This is a genomic window from Klebsiella sp. CN_Kp091 (assembly GCF_040065095.1).
Lineage (GTDB): Bacteria > Pseudomonadota > Gammaproteobacteria > Enterobacterales > Enterobacteriaceae > Klebsiella > Klebsiella aerogenes.
Genome location: NZ_JBEAIO010000047.1, coordinates 35,814 through 57,014, shown reverse-complemented (window position 1 = coordinate 57,014; position 21,201 = coordinate 35,814). Strand labels below are relative to the sequence as shown.

Below are 21,201 nucleotides of genomic sequence, written 5' to 3'. Positions count from 1 at the left end.
TTGTTGCTATGCAGGAACAGACTCCGCACTCTGAGACGACGTTTGCGTTAAATCGCGTGACCTTTCGCGTGCCTGGCCGCACGCTGCTTCATCCCCTTTCGTTGACCTTCCCGGCAGGAAAAGTCACTGGCCTGATTGGCCATAACGGTTCCGGCAAATCCACGTTACTGAAAATGCTTGGCCGCCATCAGCCGCCTTCCGAAGGCGATGTGTTGCTGGACGGCCAGCCGCTGGACAGCTGGAGCAGCAAGGCGTTTGCCCGCAAAGTGGCCTATCTGCCGCAACAACTGCCGGCGGCGGAAGGGATGACGGTGCGCGAACTGGTGGCGATTGGCCGCTATCCGTGGCACGGCGCGCTGGGGCGCTTCGGCGTGGCGGATCGCCAAAAAGTAGAAGAGGCGATTGCGCTGGTGGGGCTGAAACCGCTGGCGCATCGGCTGGTGGACAGTCTTTCCGGCGGCGAGCGCCAGCGCGCGTGGATCGCCATGCTGGTGGCGCAGGACAGCCGCTGTTTGCTGCTTGATGAACCGACGTCGGCGCTGGATATCGCCCACCAGGTCGATGTGCTGGCGCTGGTGCATCGTCTCAGCCAGCAGCGCGGCCTGACGGTGATCGCGGTCCTGCACGATATTAATATGGCCGCCCGCTATTGCGATTATCTGGTCGCGCTGCGCGGCGGTGAAATGATCGCCCAGGGGACGCCCGCGGAGCTGATGCGCAGCGAAACGCTGGAGCAAATCTACGGCATCCCGATGGGGATCCTGCCGCACCCGGCGGGCGCAGCGCCGGTAAGTTTTGTCTATTGATGGAAAATTCGAACTTCTTCTCACGCCGGCGCCTGTTGACGGCAATGGCGCTGTCGCCGCTGCTGTGGCAGATGCGCGGCGCGCAGGCGGCGAACGTTGACCCGCAGCGCGTCGTCGCGCTGGAGTGGCTGCCGGCCGAACTGCTGCTGGCGCTCGGCGTTACGCCCTACGGCGTGGCAGACATTCCCAACTATAACCTGTGGGTCAATGAGCCGGCGTTACCCGCCTCGGTGATTGATGTCGGCCTGCGCACTGAACCCAATCTTGAATTACTGACGCAGATGAAACCGTCGTTTATCGTCTGGTCGGCAGGCTATGGCCCGTCGCCGGAAAAGCTGGCGCGTATCGCGCCCGGTCGCGGTTTCACCTTCAGCGACGGCAAACGGCCGCTGGCGATGGCTCAGCGTTCGCTGCTGGAAATGGCCGATCTGCTGGGTAAACAGCAGCAGGCGAAGCGCCATCTGGCGGAGTTCGACGCGTTGATGGAAAGCCTGCGTCCGCGATTTGCCGACCGTGGCGATCGCCCGCTGCTGATGATTTCGCTACTTGATGCCCGACATGTGCTGGTATTCGGCGAGAACTGCCTGTTCCAGGAAGTGCTCGATCGTTTTGGCATCAAAAACGCCTGGCGCGGTGAAGCGGCATTCTGGGGCAGTATCACCGTAGGCATCGATCGGCTGGCGGAATTTAAAGAGGCCGATGTTATCTGTTTCGATCACGGCAACGATCGGGAGATGGCCCAGATGATGGCGACCCCGCTGTGGCAGGCGATGCCTTTCGTGCGCGCCGGGCGTTTCCAGCGCCTTCCGGCGGTATGGTTCTATGGCGCGACGCTGTCGGCGATGCATTTCGCCCGCGTACTGGCCGATGCGCAGGGGAGGGCGGTATGAACGCGCGTTTCTCGCCGTTAGCCATTATCCTGTTGGTCGTGTTGCTGGTTGCCGCTTTCGCGCTGAGCATCATCAACCTTCAGGTTGCTTTACCTTACGCGCAGTGGCGTCAGGCGCTGTGGCAGCCGGATAGCGATAATATCGCCCAGATGCTGTTCCATTACAGCCTGCTGCCGAGGCTGGCTGTATCGCTGCTGGTCGGCGCCGGGCTGGGGCTCGTTGGCGTACTGTTCCAGCAGGTGCTGCGTAACCCGCTGGCGGAGCCGACCACGCTCGGCGTCGCCACCGGCGCGCAGCTTGGAATGACGGTGACGACGCTATGGGCGATCCCCGGCGTGCTGGCGTCGCAGTTTGCCGCGCTGGCAGGCGCTTGTCTGGTCGGCGCGCTGGTGTTCGGCGTTTCGTGGGGCAAACGTCTGTCGCCGGTGACGCTGATTCTGGCCGGTCTGGTGGTGAGTCTCTATTGCGGCGCGGTCAATCAGCTGATGGTGATTTTCCATCACGACCAGCTGCAAAGCATGTTCCTGTGGAGTACCGGGACGTTGACGCAGACCGACTGGAGCGTGGCGCAGCGCCTGTGGCCGCAGCTGCTTGGCGGCGCGATGTTGACGCTGCTGTTGCTACGCCCGTTAACGTTGATGGGGCTGGATGATGGCGTGGCGCGGAATCTCGGGCTGGCGCTCTCTCTGGCGCGCCTTGGCGTCTTGACCCTGGCGATAGTAATAAGCGCGCTGCTGGTCAACGCGGTCGGTATTATCGGCTTTATCGGTCTGTTCGCGCCGCTGCTGGCGAAAATGCTCGGCGCCCGCCGCCTGCTATCGCGGCTGGTGCTGGCGGCGCTACTTGGCGCGTTGATCCTGTGGCTTTCCGACCAAATTATTCTCTGGCTCAGCCGGGTATGGCGGGAGGTGTCGACCGGGTCAGTCACCGCGCTGATTGGCGCGCCTTTATTACTGTGGCTGCTGCCGCGGCTGCGTAGCATCAGCGCGCCGGTGATGAATGGCGGCGATAAAGCGCTGATTGAGCGCCGCAACGTGCAGTGGTTCGCGCTGGGCGGATTGGCGCTGATGCTGTTGGCGGTAACCGCCGCGCTGACCTTTGGCCGCGATGCGCAGGGGTGGCAGTGGGCCAGCGGCGATCTGCTGGAGCAATTGATGCCCTGGCGCTGGCCGCGGGTGTTCTCGGCGCTGTTCGCCGGGGTGATGCTGGCCGTCGCGGGTTGCATTATTCAACGCCTGACCGGTAACCCGATGGCCAGCCCGGAAGTGCTGGGTATCAGTTCTGGCGCGGCGTTTGGCGTGGTATTGATGCTGTTCTTTGTGCCGGGCAACGCCTTTATCTGGCTGCTGCCAGCCGGCAGTCTTGGCGCGGCGGCGACGCTGCTGGTTATCCTGGTTGCCGCCGGGCGCGGGGGATTCTCGCCGCACCGGATGTTGCTGGCGGGGATGGCGTTGAGTACCGCCTTCACCATGCTATTGATGATGTTGCAGGCCAGCGGCGATCCGCGAATGGCGCAGATCCTGACGTGGATGTCCGGTTCGACCTATAGCGCGACGCCGGAGATGGTGCTGCGTAGCGGGGTGGTAATGCTGGCGCTATTGGCGCTGGCGCCGCTCTGCCGCCGCTGGCTGACCATCCTGCCGCTCGGCGGCGAGGCGGCGCGAGCGGTAGGGATGGCGTTGACGCCATCGCGTATTGGGTTGCTGCTGCTGGCGGCGAGCCTGACGGCAACGGCGACGCTAACCATTGGGCCGTTAAGTTTCGTTGGTTTAATGGCGCCGCACATTGCGAGGATGATGGGATTCCGCCGGACGATGCCGCATATGGTGATTTCCGGGCTGATTGGCGGGATGCTGCTGGTGTTCGCCGACTGGTGCGGGCGAATGATCATGTTCCCTTACCAAATCCCGGCAGGTTTGTTATCGACGTTTATCGGCGCGCCGTATTTTATCTATTTGCTGAGAAAGCAGAGCCGCTAACGATCCCGATTGTCTCAACATCCCCGGTGGCTACAGCGCCGCTCGATTTGGTAGCCCGGATAAGGCGCAGCGCGCCGCCTCCGGGAACATCCCCGGTGGCGCTAGCGCTTACCGGGGCTACGGCTCTGCGCGATTTGGTAGCCCGGATAAGGCGCAATGCGCCGCCTCCGGGAAAATCCCTGCGCCACCAGGCATTCAAGTACCTTACAGCTTGGCAAACACCCGACGCGCGGCGTCGATAGTGTTGTTGATATCCTCTTCGCTATGGGCGACGGACATAAAGCCGGCTTCAAACGCCGACGGGGCGAGGTAAACCCCTTCTTCCAGCATCAGGTGGAAGAAACGCTTGAAACGTTCAACATCGCACTTCACCACGTCCTGATAGCAGGTGACGGTTTCGGCATCGGTAAAGAAGATACCGAACATGCCGCCGACATTATTCACCACCAGCGGGATCCCGGTTTCGCGCGCCGCGTTCAGTAGGCCATCCGCCAGTTGATTGGTCAGCTCGGTCAGGGTTTCATGCACGCCCGGCTGCGCCACTTCGCTTAAGCAGGCGAAGCCTGCGGCCATGGCGATAGGGTTGCCTGACAGCGTACCGGCCTGGTATACCGGACCGGTCGGCGCCAGCGCGTCCATGACCTCGCGGCGGCCGCCGAAAGCGCCCACCGGCATACCGCCGCCGATGATTTTACCCAGACAGGTCAGATCCGGCTCCACGCCGTAATAAGACTGGGCGCCGGCCAGCGCGACGCGGAAGCCGGTCATCACTTCGTCAATAATCAGCAACGCGCCGAATTCGTCACACAGCGCGCGCAGGCCCGGCAGGAACTCCGGCTGCGGCGGAATGCAGTTCATATTGCCGGCCACCGGTTCAACGATGATACAGGCGATATCCTGCGGATACTGTTCAAACGCCGCGCGAACCGAAGCAAGATCGTTATAGGTGCAGGTCAGGGTATGCTTCGCGAAATCGGCCGGTACGCCCGGCGAGTTCGGCTGGCCGAGGGTCAGCGCGCCGGAGCCGGCTTTCACCAGCAGGCAGTCGGCATGGCCGTGGTAGCATCCTTCAAACTTGATGATTTTGTCGCGGCCGGTGAAGCCGCGCGCCAGGCGAATGGCGCTCATGGTGGCTTCGGTGCCGGAGTTTACCATGCGCACCATATCCATGGTCGGTACCAGTTCAGTAACCAGTTCCGCCATTTTGACTTCCATTTCGGTTGGCGCGCCGAAGCTTAACCCGCGCTCTGCCGCTTCAATCACCGCGTTACGAATGGCCGGGTGGTTGTGACCCAGCACCATTGGGCCCCAGGAACCGACATAATCGATATAAGCTTTACCATCGACATCGTACAGGTAGGCGCCATCCGCACGTTCAATAAACAGCGGGGTGCCGCCGACGCCAGTAAAGGCGCGGACCGGCGAGTTGACGCCGCCGGGGATAAGTTCGCGGGCGGCGTTATACAGATTTTCAGATTTGCTCATGGCCAGGATCCTGGTTCGTGAATAAAGTTATCGGGCTATTCTAAGTTATTCCATGAAGGTTATGAAAGTTTTGCCCAATTGAAACATTAAGTAGACGAAACAATTTTTTGGCGACGCGCGGCGCGGAGGCGGCTAGAATGCCTCTCTTCTCATTTGTATTACCAATAAATGATAATGGCATGAAAGCAGAAACTCCCTCTTTTGAAGCACATCAGTTTGTTCGCGTGCGCCGTAGCGATGCGGTCCGCCGGTTAATTCAACGCGACAAAACGCCGCTGGCGGTATTGTTGATGGCGGCGGTAGTCGGCACGCTGGCCGGGCTGGTGGGCGTGGCGTTTGAAAAGAGCGTGAACTGGGTACAGAACCAGCGAATTGGCGCCCTGGTGCAGGTGGCGGACCACTGGTACCTCGTCTGGCCGCTGGCCTTTATCCTGTCGGCGCTGCTGGCGATGGTCGGTTATTTTCTGGTGCGCCGCTTTGCGCCGGAAGCCGGCGGTTCCGGGATTCCGGAAATCGAAGGCGCGCTGGAAGAGCTGCGCCCGGTTCGCTGGTGGCGCGTGCTGCCGGTAAAATTCATCGGCGGCATGGGAACCCTGGGCGCCGGGATGGTGCTGGGGCGCGAAGGGCCGATGGTGCAGCTTGGCGGTAATATTGGGCGCATGGTGGTGGATGTGTTTCGTCTGCGCAGCCCGGAAGCGCGGCACACGCTGTTGGCTACCGGTGCGGCATCGGGCCTCTCCGCGGCCTTCAACGCGCCGCTGGCGGGGATCCTGTTTATCATCGAAGAGATGCGCCCGCAGTTCCGCTACAATCTGATTTCGATTAAAGCCGTGTTTACCGGCGTGATCATGTCGAGCATTGTATTTCGCATTTTTAACGGCGAAGGGGCGATTATCGAAGTCGGCAAACTGAGCAATGCGCCGGTGAATACCCTGTGGTTGTATCTGGTGCTGGGCATGATCTTCGGTTGTTTCGGGCCATTGTTTAATGCTCTGGTGCTGCGGACGCAGGATATGTTCCAGCGTCTCCATGGCGGCAATATCAAAAAATGGGTGTTGATTGGCGGGCTTATCGGCGGGCTGTGCGGTCTGCTGGGCCTGATGCAGCCAACGGCGGTGGGCGGCGGCTTTAATCTGATCCCCATCGCTGCAGCCGGTAACTTCTCGGTTGGGCTGCTGCTGTTCATTTTTATTGCGCGCGTCATCACCACGTTGCTGTGCTTCTCTTCCGGCGCGCCGGGGGGGATTTTCGCCCCGATGCTGGCGCTCGGCACGCTGCTGGGGACGGCATTCGGCATGGCTGCCATCCCGCTGTTTCCGTCCTATCATCTGGATGCCGGTACCTTCGCTATCGCCGGGATGGGGGCATTGCTGGCGGCTTCGGTACGCGCCCCGCTTACCGGGATTGTGCTGGTGCTGGAGATGACCGATAACTATCAGCTCATTTTGCCAATGATTATTACTTGCCTTGGGGCAACACTATTGGCGCAGTTCCTCGGCGGTAAACCTTTGTATTCGACCATTCTGCAGCGTACTCTGGCGAAACAGAAGGCCGAAGAGGCGGCGAAAGCGCAGCAGGTACCCCGGGAGAATACTTGAACGATTTACCAGGGTATTAGATAATGGCTCAAAAGGTCCGGTTATTCTTTAATCGGCCGGAAGTATTAATGGGAGCAAAAAATGAGTGATGACGTAGCGTTGCCGCTGGAGTTCACCGAAGCCGCAGCGAACAAAGTAAAACATCTGATTGCGGATGAAGACAATCCGAACCTGAAACTGCGCGTGTACATCACCGGCGGCGGTTGCAGCGGTTTCCAGTATGGCTTTACCTTTGACGATCAGGTCAACGAAGGCGATATGACTATCGAGAAACAGGGTGTCGGCCTGGTGGTTGACCCAATGAGCCTGCAGTATCTGGTTGGCGGCGCCGTCGACTATACCGAAGGTCTGGAAGGTTCGCGTTTCATCGTGACCAACCCGAATGCGAAAAGCACCTGCGGCTGCGGCTCCTCGTTCAGCGTTTAAAGGTAGTCACACTAGCTCTTTGCCACAGAGAGCAACGAATACGAAAAACGGTAACCATGAGGTTACCGTTTTGCTTTTATTACCGTCCGTTATCATCCAACGCAAAGGTCGGCAGCTTGAGGTGCCAGCGAATCGCCGCCAGGCGTATTACCAGCGTCACCACCATCCCTAACATCGCCGAGTTTTCCAGCGACAGCTGAAAGGTGTAGTGCGCCGTCGCGTGCACGATACCGCCGACAATGCAGGCGGTGGCATAGATTTCGGTGCGCAGAATCATCGGAATTTCTCGCGCCAGCACGTCGCGGATAATCCCGCCGCCGACGCCGGTGACCACGCCCATGCAAATAGCTACCAGCGGGCCGGTATGGGCAATAAAGGCTTTATTCACGCCGATGCCGACAAACACCGCCAGGCCGACGGCATCTAATACCGGCAGTACCCATTTCGGCATGCGCCGTGGCTGGCGTACCAGCAGAATCGTTAACATACTGGTGACCATCGCCACGACCAGATCGGTAGGGTCCTTAACCCAGAACACCGGGCCATTGGCCAGCGCCATATCGCGGATCGTCCCGCCGCCCACGGCGGTAACCACGCCTAATACCAGCACGCCGAAAGGGTCCATGCGTAATTTTCCCGCCAGCAATACGCCGGAGATAGCAAATACGGCTGTGCCAATAATATCCAGCCAATAGACAAGCATCGTCAGTTCCCGCTATAAGCCTGCTGCCAGGCGGTTATTTTACCTGCTCAAGCGCAGTACAGAGTTGTTTTGCGGCAAGGATAATACGTGGGCCCGCGCGTTCAAACCAGTCGCTATGTAAGGCGATGAGCGAAATTGTGAGCTGATTTTGCCAATAGCGATCCACGGCGGGGATTTTACTGGCGTCGCCGGTGATGACGATAGCCTGCGGATGCCGTGACAGCACCTGTTCGCGGCTGACCTGCGGCCAGGGAACGCGGCTGGCGGCAAAAATATTTTCTCCGCCGCACAGGCTCAATACTTGATTCTGGATCGAGGCGCTATTGCTGGTGAACAGCGGGTTGGCGCCGAACTGTAAAAATACGCGCTTTTTCGGCACGGTGGCATAGCGGGCTTTTAGCGCCTGGTAATCGTCTTGCATCGCCTGCGCGGCCTGACGGGCTTTTTCCGGCTGCGGGCTCCACGGCGCCAGCATCCGCAGAGCGCTAATGATTTGCTCAATCGAACCCGTTTCGACCCAGATAACCTTGATTCCCAGTGAACTGAGCTGATTGACCTGGCGTTCGGCATTGCCGCCGCGCCACGCCAGCACCAGATCGGGCTTCAGAGCGACAATACGTTCAAGGTTCATTCCCTGCCAGCTGGCGACTTGTTCGATTTTAGCCGCGGCGGGAGGGTAGTCGGAATAACTGCTGACGCCGACCGGCGTAATGCCGGCAGCAAAGGCCAATTCGGTGTTGGCCGGGGAGAGCGTCACCACCCGCGGCGCGGCGAAAAGCCACGCCGGGGCGAGTAACAGCAGGGCGGTTAACGCCTTCTGTAGCGACTTAGCCACGCGCCAGGTTCTGCACCAGATTTTCCACCATCAGGGTGGACTGCTTGGCGGCAACGGCGAGGAACTCGTCGAAGCTGAGATGCGACTGCTGGTCAGCGACGTCAGAGATTGCTCGTACCACCACAAATGGAATACTGAAGTTATGGCAGACGTGGGCGATGGCGGTCGCTTCCATCTCTACGGCAACGGCCAGCGGGAAGTTGTGGCGGATTTTCGCCAGCCCTACCGAGCCGTTGATGAATGCGTCACCGCTGACAATCAGCCCGCGAACGGCGTTGAGATTCAGCGCTTTGATGCAGGTTTCCGCGGCGGCAATCAGTTTGTCATCAGCTTTGAAACCCGCCGGACAGCCCGGCAGTTGGCCGTATTCATAGCCAAACGCGGTGACGTCGGCATCGTGATAACGCGCTTCGTCAGAGACCACGATGTCGCCGACTTTCAGCGTCGGCGCCAGACCGCCCGCGGAACCGGTATTGATAATCACATCCGGCTTGCAGCGCTCCAGCAACAGGGTCGCGCCCATGGCGGCTGCCACTTTACCAATGCCGGATTTCAGCAGAGCAACCTCGGTACCGTGAAGTTGGCCGGTGTAGATTTCGCTACCGCCGATAGAGATAGTCTGGCGGTTCTCGATTTTGTCGCGCAGAAGAGTAACCTCCTCTTCCATGGCGCCAATAATGCCAATTTTCATAGATTTACTCGCGATATGTCAGGATTAGCTGCATAGTCTATCATGCGCTTAAGGGGAAGCGTATTGCTCGCGCGGGAGAGGCTATGGCAAATATTGATTTTCGCAACAAGATTCACTGGCGTCGGCGCTACCGTTCGCCGCAGGGGGTAGAGACGGAACGCGAGATCCTGCGGGTGTTTGAAAGCGATCGCGGGCGCATTATCAATTCTCCGGCTATCCGGCGGCTGCAGCAAAAAACCCAGGTCTTTCCACTTGAGCGCAACGCGGCGGTCCGCACACGTCTCACCCATTCGCTCGAAGTCCAGCAGGTCGGGCGCTACATCGCCAAAGAGGTGCTAAGCCGCCTGAAGGAGCAAAAGCTGCTGGAACGCTACGGTCTGGATGAACTGAGCGGCCCGTTTGAAAGCGTGGTGGAGATGGCCTGCCTGATGCACGATATCGGCAATCCACCATTTGGCCATTTTGGCGAAGCGGCAATTAACGATTGGTTCAGCAAACGGCTAGCGCCGAAAGATGCCGCCAGCCAGCCGTTAAGCCAGGATCGCTGCCAGGTTGACGCGCTGCGTCTGCACGACGGCGAAGGGTTGCTCAACGAACTGCGGCGTAAAGTGCGTCAGGATTTGTGCTGCTTTGAAGGTAATGCGCAGGGGATCCGGCTGGTGCACACGCTGATGCGTATGAATCTGACCTGGACCCAGGTCGGCTGTATCCTCAAATATACGCGACCGGCGTGGTGGCGGGGAGAGACGCCAGCCAGCCATAGCTATTTAATGAAAAAGCCTGGTTATTATTTAGCCGAAGAAGAGTATATCGCACGGCTGCGTAAAGAATTGGATCTGGCGCCTTACAATCGTTTCCCATTAACGTGGATTATGGAAGCTGCCGATGATATCTCATATTGTGTTGCTGACCTCGAAGATGCGGTGGAAAAAAGGATATTCAGCGCGGAGCAATTGTATCAGCATCTGTATGACGCATGGGGCGTTCATGAAAAAGGATCGCTGTTCGCACAAGTCGTAGAAAACGCGTGGGAGAAATCGCGCGCTAATTCACTCAGCCGCAGCACTGAAGATCAGTTCTTTATGTATTTACGGGTCAATACGCTGAATAAACTGGTGCCTTATGCGGCGCATCGATTTATCGAAAACTTACCGGCCATTTTTAGCGGCGACTTTAATCATGCGCTGTTAGAGGACGATAGTGATTGTAGTCAGCTACTTGAACTTTATAAAAACGTCGCCATAAAACAGGTGTTTAGCCATCCTGATGTTGAACAGCTGGAATTACAGGGCTACCGCGTTATCAGCGGGCTGTTGGATATCTACGAGCCACTGCTGAAATTATCGCTGGAGGAGTTCAGCCAATTGGTGGAACAAGAGCGGGTACGCAGTTTGCCTATTGCTTCGAGATTGTTCCAGAAACTCTCAACCCGACATCGGTTGGCTTATGTGGAGGCGGTAAATAAGCTTTCGCGCGATACCGAAGAATATCCCGTGCTGGAGTATTATTACCGTTGTCGATTGATTCAGGACTATATCAGCGGAATGACGGATTTGTATGCGTGGGATGAATATCGTCGTCTGATGGCGGTGGAATAAGTCTGAGTTTTGTAAAGACGGACAATAAATTTTTACTTTTACCGAAACTTAACTCTGGAACTTCGCGCTATAAAATGACTCTGAGAGTGCGTACACAGCAACTTTTTCGTTATCCGAAATTTGAAATTGAGATTGAAACCTATGAAAAAAACCACGTTAGCAATGAGTGCTCTGGCTCTGAGTTTAGGTCTGGCGTTGTCCCCGCTCTCTGCGAGCGCGGCTGAAACGGCTTCCTCGGCGACCACTGCGCAGCAGATGCCGAGCCTGGCGCCGATGCTGGAAAAAGTGATGCCGTCTGTGGTGAGCATCAACGTTGAAGGCAGCACGACTGTTAACACGCCGCGGATGCCGCGTAACTTCCAGCAGTTCTTCGGTGACAACTCGCCGTTCTGCCAGGACGGTTCGCCATTCCAGAGCTCCCCATTCTGTCAGGGCGGCGGCCAGGGCGCGCCTGGCGATAACGCGCAGCAGCAGAAATTTATGGCGCTCGGTTCCGGGGTCATCATTGATGCGGCCAAAGGCTACGTGGTGACCAACAACCATGTGGTCGATAATGCCACCACGATTAAAGTTCAGTTGAGCGATGGCCGTAAATTCGACGCGAAAGTCGTTGGTAAAGATCCGCGCTCCGACATCGCGCTGATTCAAATTCAGGATCCGAAGAACCTGACGGCGATTAAGCTTGCCGACTCTGACGCGCTGCGCGTCGGCGATTACACCGTGGCTATCGGTAACCCGTTTGGCCTCGGCGAAACCGTGACCTCCGGTATCGTCTCCGCCTTGGGCCGTAGCGGCCTGAACGTGGAAAACTATGAAAACTTCATCCAGACCGATGCGGCTATTAACCGCGGTAACTCCGGCGGCGCGCTGGTGAATCTCAACGGTGAGCTGATCGGTATCAACACCGCGATCCTTGCACCGGACGGCGGCAACATCGGTATCGGCTTTGCTATCCCGAGCAACATGGTGAAAAACCTGACCGAGCAGATGGTCAAGTTTGGCCAGGTGAAACGCGGCGAACTGGGAATCATGGGTACCGAGCTGAACTCCGAGCTGGCGAAGGCGATGAAAGTCGATGCCCAGCGCGGCGCGTTCGTAAGCCAGGTGATGCCGGGCTCTGCGGCGGCGAAAGCGGGTATTAAAGCCGGCGACGTGATTACTACCCTGAACGGCAAGCCGATCAGCAGCTTCGCGGCGCTGCGTGCGCAGGTCGGTACGATGCCTATCGGCAGCAAAGTCGAGCTGGGCCTGCTGCGCGACGGCAAGCCGGTCAACGTTACCGTTGAACTGCAGCAGAGCAACCAGAACCAGGTTGACTCCAGCAGCATCTTTAACGGTATTGAAGGCGCGGAAATGAGCAACAAGGGCCAGGATAAAGGCGTGGTGGTGAGCAACGTGAAAGCGGGCACCCCGGCGGCGCAGATTGGTCTGAAGAAAGGCGACATCATTGTCGGCGCTAACCAGCAGCCGGTGAAAAACATCGCCGACCTGCGCAAAATCTTCGACGCGAAACCGTCTGTTCTGGCGCTCAATATTCAGCGTGGTGATACTTCTATCTACCTGCTGATGCAGTAACTGATACTAGCGTGAATGCCCCTTTCCCGGTATGGGAAGGGGGCTTTTTTATTCTACCCGCCGGTTCTGTGATTCCCGCCACAACTCCATACTTCTTTGTCATGCTTTGTGCATATGCACAGTGCGTCCTCTTCGTCACTCTTTTATGCTGATGCCCTGCTCAGGGGAGGGTTACATGGCTGGCTGGCATCTTGATACCAAAATGGCGCAGGATATCGTGGCGCGAACGATGCGCATCATTGATACCAATATTAACGTAATGGATGCCCGCGGGCGCATTATCGGCAGCGGCGATCGCGAGCGTATTGGTGAATTGCACGAAGGCGCGCTGCTGGTGCTATCGCAGGGACGGGTGGTTGATATTGATGATGCGGTCGCTCGCCATCTGCACGGCGTACGTCAGGGGATTAATTTGCCGCTGCGTCTTGAAGGGGAGATCGTCGGCGTAATTGGATTAACCGGCGAGCCCGAATCGCTGCGCAAGTATGGTGAGCTGGTGTGTATGACCGCGGAGATGATGCTCGAACAGTCGCGACTGATGCATTTGCTGGCGCAGGACAGCCGCCTGCGTGAAGAACTGGTCATGAACCTGATTCAGGCGGAAGAAAATACCCCGGCGCTCAACGAGTGGGCGCAGCGACTGGGCATCGACCTCAATCAGCCGCGGGTGGTGGCGATGATTGAGGTCGATAGCGGCCAGCTTGGCGTCGATAGCGCGATGGCGGAATTGCAGCAGCTGCAGACGGCGCTGACCACGCCGGATCGCAACAACCTGGTGGCGATTGTCTCGCTGACCGAGATGGTGGTATTGAAACCAGCGTTAAATGCCTTTGGCCGCTGGGACGCCGATGACCACTGCAGGCGCGTTGAGCAACTGATTGCCCGTATGAAAGAGAACGGCCAGCTGCAGTTCCGCGTTGCGTTAGGTAATTTCTTTACCGGACCCGGCAGTATCGCACGTTCTTATCGGACCGCACGCACGACGATGATGGTAGGTAAGCAGCGAATGCCGGAGAGCCGCAGCTATTTTTATCAGGATCTGATGCTGCCGGTGCTGCTGGATAGCCTGCGCGGCGGCTGGCAGGCCAATGAGCTGGCGCGCCCGCTGACGCGGCTGAAGGCGATGGATAACAACGGCCTGCTGCGCCGCACCTTGCAGGCATGGTTTCGTCATAACGTGCAGCCGCTGGCCACGTCAAAGGCGCTGTTTATTCATCGTAATACCCTGGAATATCGGCTCAATCGGATTTCGGAATTGACCGGGTTGGATCTCGGGAGTTTTGACGACCGTCTGCTGTTGTACATTGCATTGCAGCTGGATGAGCAACGCTAAAAACACTCCCGCCTGAGGCGGGAGTGGAAATGACGGACTACAGGCGCTGTAGCCCGCGAGCGGTCACTTGCCAGGTGACGGTATTGGACTGTTGCCAGCTATTGCCATTGAGCGGGTTAATAATAACGGAACGATTTCCCGCTTCGGCATGGAAGACTTCAATGGTATAGCCTTCCTCCAGCATAGCGGTATCAACATAGTCGCCCAGCTGCGACGATCCTTTGATCGACTGACGATACACCACCGAACCGCGCGTATTGTAGACATTGACCGTGGCGTATGTGGTCGTAAAGTGCTTGTTCGGCACCACTGGACTCGCGGTAAAGGTCAGCAGACTGTTACCAATATCCAGCTCCATCGCGGCAAAGCACACGTCATCATCGCCAAGCAGCTGCCAGCTGAAGCAATCGCCATACAGCGCGGTGGCCTCCTGAGTTTCCTCTTCTGTACCAGCGGCTTCCTCATCCGGCACATCATGTGCGAGCGCAAAGGCTTCGAGACCCGTTTTCACCACGCGCCAGCGGTTATGTTGCTTAAGGGGGACGGCGTTTTGGGTTGTGCCATTCGTGGCGCTGGAGCGGAATGCTTCATCATGGAAAATATCGATGATCATCCCTTCCGCGAGAGCGATAGTTTCACTGTTTGCCAGATTGTTAGTTGCGCCGGCATAGCTGCGTTGATAAACGACCGTATCGTTCTCGTCGCTGACCGTAATGCTGGCATAAGTATGGGCGACGTAATACGAGTGCGGCGTACCGGCCCGCGTGGCGACCGTCATCGCGCGCTGTTTATTATCAATAACGATCTGGCAAAACTCGTTATTGCCCTGACCGCGGAGATTGAGCGTCACGCTTTTGCCCGTCAGCTCGCCAGGATCGTCATTAGCCAGGGGCAGGACATCGGCATAGGCTTTCAGCAAGCGGCTGCGCTGGGGTTCTTCAATATGAGGGAGCATCAGCCAGAGGTCGTTTTTACAGACGCACTCTTCCTGCGCTAGCAGCGAGGGCTGGCTCCGGATCGCCTGGGCGTTGTGCTCGAAAATAGCCTGTAAATCATCCGCCGGATTATTATTGAGGATAAAGTTATACAGACCATTATCATCAATGCGTATCAGCTGGTATTTCTCGCGTGCGACCAGCGTTAAATATCCGAGAGAAGCTTTCAGCCGTCCAGGTTCCACGTGAGTAATGTACAGGTGATAGTGAGGACTGAATGGGATAACGACTTTTCCTGTGGCGCAATTGGTACCGGTCATGTTGCGTTCGAATACTTTTTCCCCACTGGCGGAAAGTACGCTTACCGCAGCATACAATGCCCCAGGGTAGTAGCTGTGCGGCGTAGAGCTGGTGACATTAAGAATAAGCTGCTGATTTTCGTAATCGATATCAAGGCGGGCGAAAGGCGCGTCACTAAGCCCTAAAAAGGTTATTCTCACGTTACGTTCGCTGGTATCGTTTTGTGGAATGTAGTTAACGGTAACCGCGTTGGCGCCTTCTTTTACGGTGAGATAGCTGATGTCCGGGCGATATTTTTGTGAACGACCTTTTGGAAGCTCAATCTGATACACGCCAATTGGCATCTCTTTCAGGGTCAGGGCGTCCCCATCAATAACCAGTGAATAATGGTTACCGCAATTATCCTTGATAGTCAGCGTCTGACCGTAAATTTGCTCCGGATGATCGATATTCAGCGTCAGGGTTAGCGTCCCCGTTTTACCTAATATTGCCAGCTCGCTGTTATCCACCAGCCAGAAGAAGGAATCCAGCCCTAACTGCTGGCGCGCGCTATCCCACTCGCTTTGCGGCAGAAAACGATACAGTGGATAGAGCGGTTTTGTCGCCAGTGAAACGATATTTTCCCGGGTGGCGTGCTTCAGCGTTAAACCGCAGAGATCGATAAACGGCGTCACATCATATCCCGCAGAGGTAGCAATGGCGGTTGCCAGCATATCGGCAAGCTGATGATCGGTCGGCTGGAAGCCATCGCTGTTGGCGAGTTGGCGATAATTCTGGTTAAAGACGCGGAAAGCGTTGGCGCCTGCTTTGAATAACATCAGCATCAGGAATTGCAGGCGAGGACGCAAACCCCAACTGGTGACCGGCGTCTTATCGGTAATATAGTTTATCAGCTGTGCTTCTTGCACGGCCAACTGCCCATAGTTGTATAACCAGCCATCGGTATAGAGATGATTATCCTGACTCAGCGTGAGCTGTTGATAAAAGGAGGCGTAAATATTGTTCCACACTTCGCTGACGGACAGCGTGGGATCTTGCATAAATTTACCCTGATAGCCGTGGCCAATTTCATGCAGGATAACCCACTGCGTGGCGACGTTATCCAGCCAGCCTTCGCCCACCGTTGCGGCGGTTTGCGCGCACCAGCTGCTATTATAATAGGCCGCGCCGACGCCATGTTTATCCGCCCGCAGAAAATAGCGGTTAGCAACATCCTGATTCCATTGTGAATCTGGATTATTGCTTAGCCCGGCCCACTCGTTATAACAGGTGAAAAGGTGATTATAGAAACGGTGTAATGCCGCTAATCCCGCTTTCAGCGCATTATCGCGGTCGGCATAGGGTAGCAGCAGGTTGATAACATCCAAATCAATCAGCGCGAACGATGATTTATTATTCTCCCAGCCAAGGAAAAACGCCTCTTCAGATTGCCCTGATTTCCAGCTGGGGAGCGGTTTCGTCGTCGCGGGTTGCTGGTAAACCACGGAGAACTCGCAGGGGCTGTCGGTAAATAATGTATCGATAAAAGGGACGGAATCGACGGTGGTGCTGATCGTTTTCCAATTGGTGGTCAGGGCGCAGGTTTTCTCCAGCGCGGTATCGTCGCAGAGCAGGCGCAGGGTCGAGATGCCGTTGCTGAGATCGGTTTGTCGAATTTGCAGTACGGTATTGGCGGGTAGAATAAACCCCAGCGCCTGACGATCGTGCTGCCGCCCTTTTTCAAAACCGGCTTTATCCAGCCAGGGGGCCGATGGCAGGGTATAACATTTTTGTTCAATTTCCTGTGTCATAGAGCTATCTCCTTTTAAGCGGAAACTGAACATAAACGAAATGAAATTTTAAGTAATTCATATGGATAGGGTTGTGATGTGAAATGATGTCAGTGAGGGATAACTGAGGTTTGCTGATGGCGAAGATGATCTACGGCTAAGGAAACAGGGGATGGGGCAGGGGAAGAGGGCCAGTCGCTGGCCCTATCAGGCTGATTTATTTACGCGTCAGCTTTTCCAGATCGGCTTCAATTTCGCTGATCTTATTGGTGACCACGCTTTCCAGATGGCGTAAATCGTCAAGGATCTTACGCTTGAGGTCGATTTCTGTGCGATCGCGCTGGCAGAGCTGGTCCAGCTCGTCGATCACATAGCGCAGGTTCGGGCTTATCTCCTGCACCTCTTTGTAGCCCTGACCGACGCCGTCGGCGACCACGGTTTTACGCTGGCGTGGGTATTTAAACTTCACGCTTTTGGCGAAGAATTCGCCTTTATCTTTCTGGAAATAGATCTTCAGGATGTCGTTGTTAGCTTCCTGGCGCAGGCTATAGCGATCGATTTCATCAGGATTGGTAATGCCAAGACTTTTCAGATTATCGTACATAACGGTACCTTTGATATCATCATAACCATTGAATAATTAACGAAAAAATCCATCTTCGCCAGCGTCAGATATAAAAAAAGCGGGATATCTCCCGCTTTTTGTTCTGCTTAGTCGATGGTGCGCAGCAGTTCGTTGATGCCGACCTTACCGCGGGTCTTCGCATCAACCTTTTTCACGATCACCGCACAGTACAGGCTGTATTTGCCATCTTTCGACGGCAGGTTGCCGGAAACGACAACCGAGCCCGCCGGCACGCGGCCGTAATGGACTTCACCGGTTTCGCGGTCGTAGATTTTGGTGCTCTGGCCGATGTACACGCCCATGGAGATTACCGCGCCTTCTTCAACGATAACGCCTTCAACGATTTCAGAACGCGCGCCGATGAAGCAGTTATCTTCGATGATAGTCGGGTTAGCCTGCAGCGGTTCGAGAACCCCGCCGATGCCAACGCCGCCGGACAGGTGAACGTTTTTACCGATCTGTGCACAAGAGCCGACGGTGGCCCAGGTATCAACCATGGTGCCTTCATCAACGTAAGCGCCGATGTTGACGTAGGACGGCATCAGCACGGTATTGCGTGCGATGAACGCGCCCTGGCGGACGGCAGCCGGCGGCACTACGCGGAAGCCTTCTTTCTGGAAGCGCGCTTCGTCGTAGTCGGCGAATTTCATCGGAACTTTATCGAAGTAGCGGCTTTCCGCACCATCGATAACCTGGTTATCGTTAATACGGAAAGAGAGCAGTACCGCTTTCTTCAGCCATTGATGCGTTACCCACTGACCATCGATCTTCTCAGCGACGCGCAGCGCACCGGAATCCAGCAGGGCAATAACCTGGTTAACCGCTTCGCGGGTTACGGTATCCACATTTGCCGGCGTGATGTCGGCGCGACGCTCAAAGGCGGACTCAATAACGTTCTGTAACTGCTGCATTGTTTCTTTCCATTCACTTAAAAAAAATACGTTACCCTTTATCGTTTGGATTGAGGGCCTCTGTCAACCGTTGTTGCACTTCTTGTTGCAGCTCATTATTAAGGGCACGCCGGTCGGCGGTGGCGATTATAAATAAATCTTCTACTCGCTCACCAATTGTCGTAATTCGGGCTCCGTGAAGCGATATTCCGAGGTCGGCAAACACCTGGCCGACGCGGGCGAGCAGCCCTGGCTGATCGAGCGCAATGAGCTCAAGAAATGATTTTCTGTCGGTATGGGTCGGCAGAAAATTCACTTCAGTGGCGACGGAAAAGTGGCGTAGTTTCGCCGCCTGACGACGCGGGGCCGGCGGCTCCCAGCTGCGTTGGGTTATCGTCTGCTCCAGACCGTGACGAATCGCTTCGTGGCGATCGGCGGAAAGCGGGCTGCCGTCGGGTTCAAGGACGATAAAGGTATCCATCGCCATGCCATCGCGGGTGGTGAAGATCTGCGCATCGTGAACGCTGAGGTTGCGCCGATCCAGCTCGCCGCAGACGGCGGCGAACAGGTAAGGGCGGTCCGGACTCCAGATGAAGATCTCGGTGCCGCCGCGGGTGGCCCGTGAACTCAGCAGGATCATCGGCTTACTGAGATCGTGCTTCAGCAGGTTGCGGGCGTGCCAGGCGAGCTGATTCGGCGTGTGCCGCACAAAGTAGTTCGCCCGGCAGCGGTTCCAGATTTGGTGTAGCGCCTCTTCATTGATATTGTCCATGCGCAACAGCGCCAGCGCCTGCAGCTGATGGTGGCGTACGCGTTCGCGCATATCCGGCGTACTTTGCATACCGCGGCGCAGCTGTTTTTCGGTGGCGAAATAGAGTTCGCGCAGCAGGCTTTGCTTCCAGCTATTCCACAGCGTTTCGTTGGTGGCGCAGATATCGGCGACGGTCAGGCATACCAGATAGCGCAGTCGGTTTTCTGTCTGCACTTCTTCGGCAAACTGTTTAATGACCTCCGGGTCCTGAATATCGCGGCGCTGGGCGGTTACCGACATCAAGAGATGCTGGCGTACCAGCCAGGCGACCAGTTGCGTCTCCCGTGAATTGAGCCCGTGGAGCTCGGCGAATTTCAGCACGTCTTCGGCGCCGAGAATCGAATGGTCGCCGCCGCGGCCTTTAGCGATATCGTGAAACAGGGCGGCGATGAGGATAAGTTCAGGATGGGCCAGCCGCGGCCACAGCTCTACGCACAGCGGATGGCGGCTGCGGGTCTCTTCTTTCGCGAAGCTTTCCAGCTTTAACAAGACGCGTATGGTGTGCTCGTCGACGGTATAGGCGTGAAACAGGTCGAACTGCATCTGGCCGACAATATGCGACCACTGCGGCATATAGGCCCACAGCACGCTGTGGCGATGCATCGGCAGCAGGCCGCGACTCACCGCGCCCTGGTGGCGCAGCATGCTGAGAAAGAGGGTTCGCGCCTCCGGGATATAGCACAGCGGCTGCGTCAGGTGGCGGCGCGCGTGGCGCAGATGACGCAAGGTGGTGGAGTAAATACCGGTGATGCTGCTGTTACGCACCATAATAAAGAACATCCGCAGAATCGCCTGCGGCTCGCGCATAAACAGGGTATCGTCACGCAGGTCTATCAGGGTGCCGCGCAGTTGGAAATCATCATCAATAGGCCGCGGCTTTTCGTTCTCGGTTAGCGCGAGGATCGCCTCGTCAAACAGCTGCAGCAGCATGTTGTTGAGTTCGCTCACCCGGCGCGTAACGCGGAAGAAATCTTTCATCATGTGTTCGATCGGCTGATTACCTTCGCCTTCATAGCCGAGGCGGTGGGCGACATTCAGCTGGCGATCGAAAAGCAGGCGGTTATCGTAGCGATTCACTTCAAGGTGCAAAGCAAAACGGATGCGCCAGAGCTGGTGCAGGCACTCGTTAAGCTCGTTGCGCTCGGCTTCGGTGAGGAAGCCGAAACCGACCATTTCATCAAGCGAGGTAGCGCCGAAGTGGCGGCGGGCCACCCACTGCAGGGTATGTATATCGCGCAGGCCGCCGGGGCTGCTTTTGACGTCAGGCTCCAGGTTGTAACTGGTGCCGTGGTAGCGCTGATGACGGACATTCTGCTCGTCAACCTTGGCGGCGAAGAACTTTTCCGACGGCCAGAAGCCGTCGCTAAAAATATGTTTTTGCAGTTCAAGGAACAGCGCGACGTCGCCGATCAGCAGGCGGGATTCAATTAAATTGGTGGCGACGGTGAGATCCGAAAGTCCTTCCAGCAAACACTCTTCGAGGGTGCGCACGCTGTGACCCACCTCCAGCTTGACGTCCCACAATAGCGTCAGCAGTTCGCCGACCTTTTGCGCCTGGTCGTCCGGTAGCTTTTTACGGCTGAGGATCAGTAGATCGACGTCGGAGAGCGGATGCAACTCGCCGCGACCATAGCCGCCGACGGCCACCAGCGCCAGGTCGCAGACGGAGTCAAAACCGTAGTCGACCCACAGCCGCTGCAGCAACTGGTCGATAAACTCGGTGCGCGCCGCGATGAGCCGCTCTGCGGCGATGCCGTTATCAAACGCCTCTCCGAGCCAGTGCTGGAAGGTATCGATGTGCGCCTTGATTGCGGCACAGTTCAGATCGCCCTGCGGCCAGCTCACGGGATGTTCCGGCGGGATGGGCAGAAGGGGGGAAGCTGTGTCAGGGAAAGAGTTGCTCATCGCGTCACCATAAGAAAAAGCTATCTAATAAAAAAGCCGGCGGGCGC

The 21,201-nt window shown here is 56.9% G+C and carries 16 protein-coding genes; 8 read left to right on the top strand and 8 right to left on the bottom strand.

The annotated features are described in order from the left end of the window. The first annotated feature begins 8 nt into the window (after positions 1-8). From fhuC to fhuB, 3 genes are read left to right on the top strand one after another with little or no spacing between them, the layout of a single operon-like run. Positions 9-806, top strand: a complete 798-nt coding sequence (fhuC, locus tag ABLV17_RS19980; RefSeq protein ID WP_113374432.1) for a Fe3+-hydroxamate ABC transporter ATP-binding protein FhuC — start codon at positions 9-11, stop codon at positions 804-806. Further along, a complete protein-coding gene (gene fhuD, locus ABLV17_RS19975) occupies positions 806-1,696 on the top strand; it encodes a Fe(3+)-hydroxamate ABC transporter substrate-binding protein FhuD (protein WP_271031948.1) in 891 nt (296 codons plus the stop codon). The genes fhuC and fhuD overlap by 1 nt, the downstream gene beginning before the upstream one ends. Beyond that, on the top strand, positions 1,693-3,675 hold the full coding sequence (gene fhuB / locus ABLV17_RS19970; RefSeq protein ID WP_348854565.1) for a Fe(3+)-hydroxamate ABC transporter permease FhuB: 1,983 nt from the start codon (positions 1,693-1,695) through the stop codon (positions 3,673-3,675). Before fhuD ends, fhuB begins: the two co-directional genes overlap by 4 nt. A gap of 204 nt (positions 3,676-3,879) precedes the next feature. On the opposite strand, the gene hemL is transcribed toward fhuB, so the two are convergent. After that, complete coding sequence (hemL, locus tag ABLV17_RS19965; RefSeq protein WP_045376565.1) at positions 3,880-5,160, bottom strand: glutamate-1-semialdehyde 2,1-aminomutase; 1,281 nt, start codon at positions 5,158-5,160, stop codon at positions 3,880-3,882. Positions 5,161-5,339: 179 nt separating this feature from the next. Here hemL and clcA point away from each other — a divergent pair, with 179 nt between their 5' ends. Both clcA and erpA read left to right on the top strand, forming a co-directional pair. Further along, positions 5,340-6,758, top strand: coding sequence for a H(+)/Cl(-) exchange transporter ClcA (gene clcA / locus ABLV17_RS19960; RefSeq protein ID WP_113374436.1), 1,419 nt, complete (start codon positions 5,340-5,342; stop codon positions 6,756-6,758). An 81-nt stretch (positions 6,759-6,839) separates the two neighbouring features. Further along, positions 6,840-7,184 (top strand): iron-sulfur cluster insertion protein ErpA, encoded by a 345-nt coding sequence (gene erpA, locus ABLV17_RS19955; RefSeq protein WP_008807363.1) that lies wholly within the window; start codon positions 6,840-6,842, stop codon positions 7,182-7,184. A 79-nt stretch (positions 7,185-7,263) separates the two neighbouring features. Here the strand turns inward: erpA and ABLV17_RS19950 are convergent, their stop codons facing one another. Genes ABLV17_RS19950 through mtnN form a run of 3 tightly spaced genes read right to left on the bottom strand, consistent with a single transcriptional unit; the run spans position 7,264 to position 9,413 of the window. After that, positions 7,264-7,887 (bottom strand): TRIC cation channel family protein, encoded by a 624-nt coding sequence (locus ABLV17_RS19950; protein ID WP_087860849.1) that lies wholly within the window; start codon positions 7,885-7,887, stop codon positions 7,264-7,266. 34 nt (positions 7,888-7,921) lie between these two features. Next, a complete protein-coding gene (gene btuF, locus ABLV17_RS19945; protein WP_087860848.1) occupies positions 7,922-8,722 on the bottom strand; it encodes a vitamin B12 ABC transporter substrate-binding protein BtuF in 801 nt (266 codons plus the stop codon). Continuing rightward, positions 8,715-9,413: a 5'-methylthioadenosine/S-adenosylhomocysteine nucleosidase gene (mtnN, locus tag ABLV17_RS19940; RefSeq protein WP_126033713.1), complete on the bottom strand. Its 699-nt coding sequence runs from the start codon at positions 9,411-9,413 to the stop codon at positions 8,715-8,717. The genes btuF and mtnN overlap by 8 nt, the downstream gene beginning before the upstream one ends. 83 nt (positions 9,414-9,496) lie before the next feature. Here mtnN and dgt point away from each other — a divergent pair, with 83 nt between their 5' ends. From dgt to ABLV17_RS19925, 3 genes are all read left to right on the top strand, one after another. Further along, positions 9,497-11,011, top strand: coding sequence for a dGTPase (gene dgt, locus ABLV17_RS19935; RefSeq protein ID WP_113374437.1), 1,515 nt, complete (start codon positions 9,497-9,499; stop codon positions 11,009-11,011). A gap of 141 nt (positions 11,012-11,152) precedes the next feature. Next, positions 11,153-12,586, top strand: coding sequence for a serine endoprotease DegP (gene degP, locus ABLV17_RS19930; protein WP_087860846.1), 1,434 nt, complete (start codon positions 11,153-11,155; stop codon positions 12,584-12,586). A gap of 175 nt (positions 12,587-12,761) precedes the next feature. Beyond that, complete coding sequence (locus tag ABLV17_RS19925) at positions 12,762-13,919, top strand: CdaR family transcriptional regulator (protein WP_087860845.1); 1,158 nt, start codon at positions 12,762-12,764, stop codon at positions 13,917-13,919. 37 nt (positions 13,920-13,956) lie between these two features. On the opposite strand, the gene ABLV17_RS19920 is transcribed toward ABLV17_RS19925, so the two are convergent. The 4 genes from ABLV17_RS19920 to glnD all read right to left on the bottom strand — a co-directional run bounded on the left by ABLV17_RS19920 (position 13,957) and on the right by glnD (position 21,154). Further along, complete coding sequence (locus tag ABLV17_RS19920) at positions 13,957-16,944, bottom strand: putative mucin/carbohydrate-binding domain-containing protein (protein ID WP_348854564.1); 2,988 nt, start codon at positions 16,942-16,944, stop codon at positions 13,957-13,959. A gap of 196 nt (positions 16,945-17,140) precedes the next feature. After that, positions 17,141-17,527, bottom strand: a complete 387-nt coding sequence (locus ABLV17_RS19915) for a DUF3461 family protein (RefSeq protein ID WP_015368173.1) — start codon at positions 17,525-17,527, stop codon at positions 17,141-17,143. A gap of 107 nt (positions 17,528-17,634) precedes the next feature. Further along, entirely contained in the window at positions 17,635-18,459 is an 825-nt protein-coding gene (gene dapD, locus ABLV17_RS19910; protein WP_015368172.1) for a 2,3,4,5-tetrahydropyridine-2,6-dicarboxylate N-succinyltransferase, read from the bottom strand. 31 nt (positions 18,460-18,490) lie between these two features. Next, on the bottom strand, positions 18,491-21,154 hold the full coding sequence (gene glnD / locus ABLV17_RS19905; RefSeq protein ID WP_271031952.1) for a bifunctional uridylyltransferase/uridylyl-removing protein GlnD: 2,664 nt from the start codon (positions 21,152-21,154) through the stop codon (positions 18,491-18,493). Positions 21,155-21,201 lie beyond the last annotated feature (47 nt).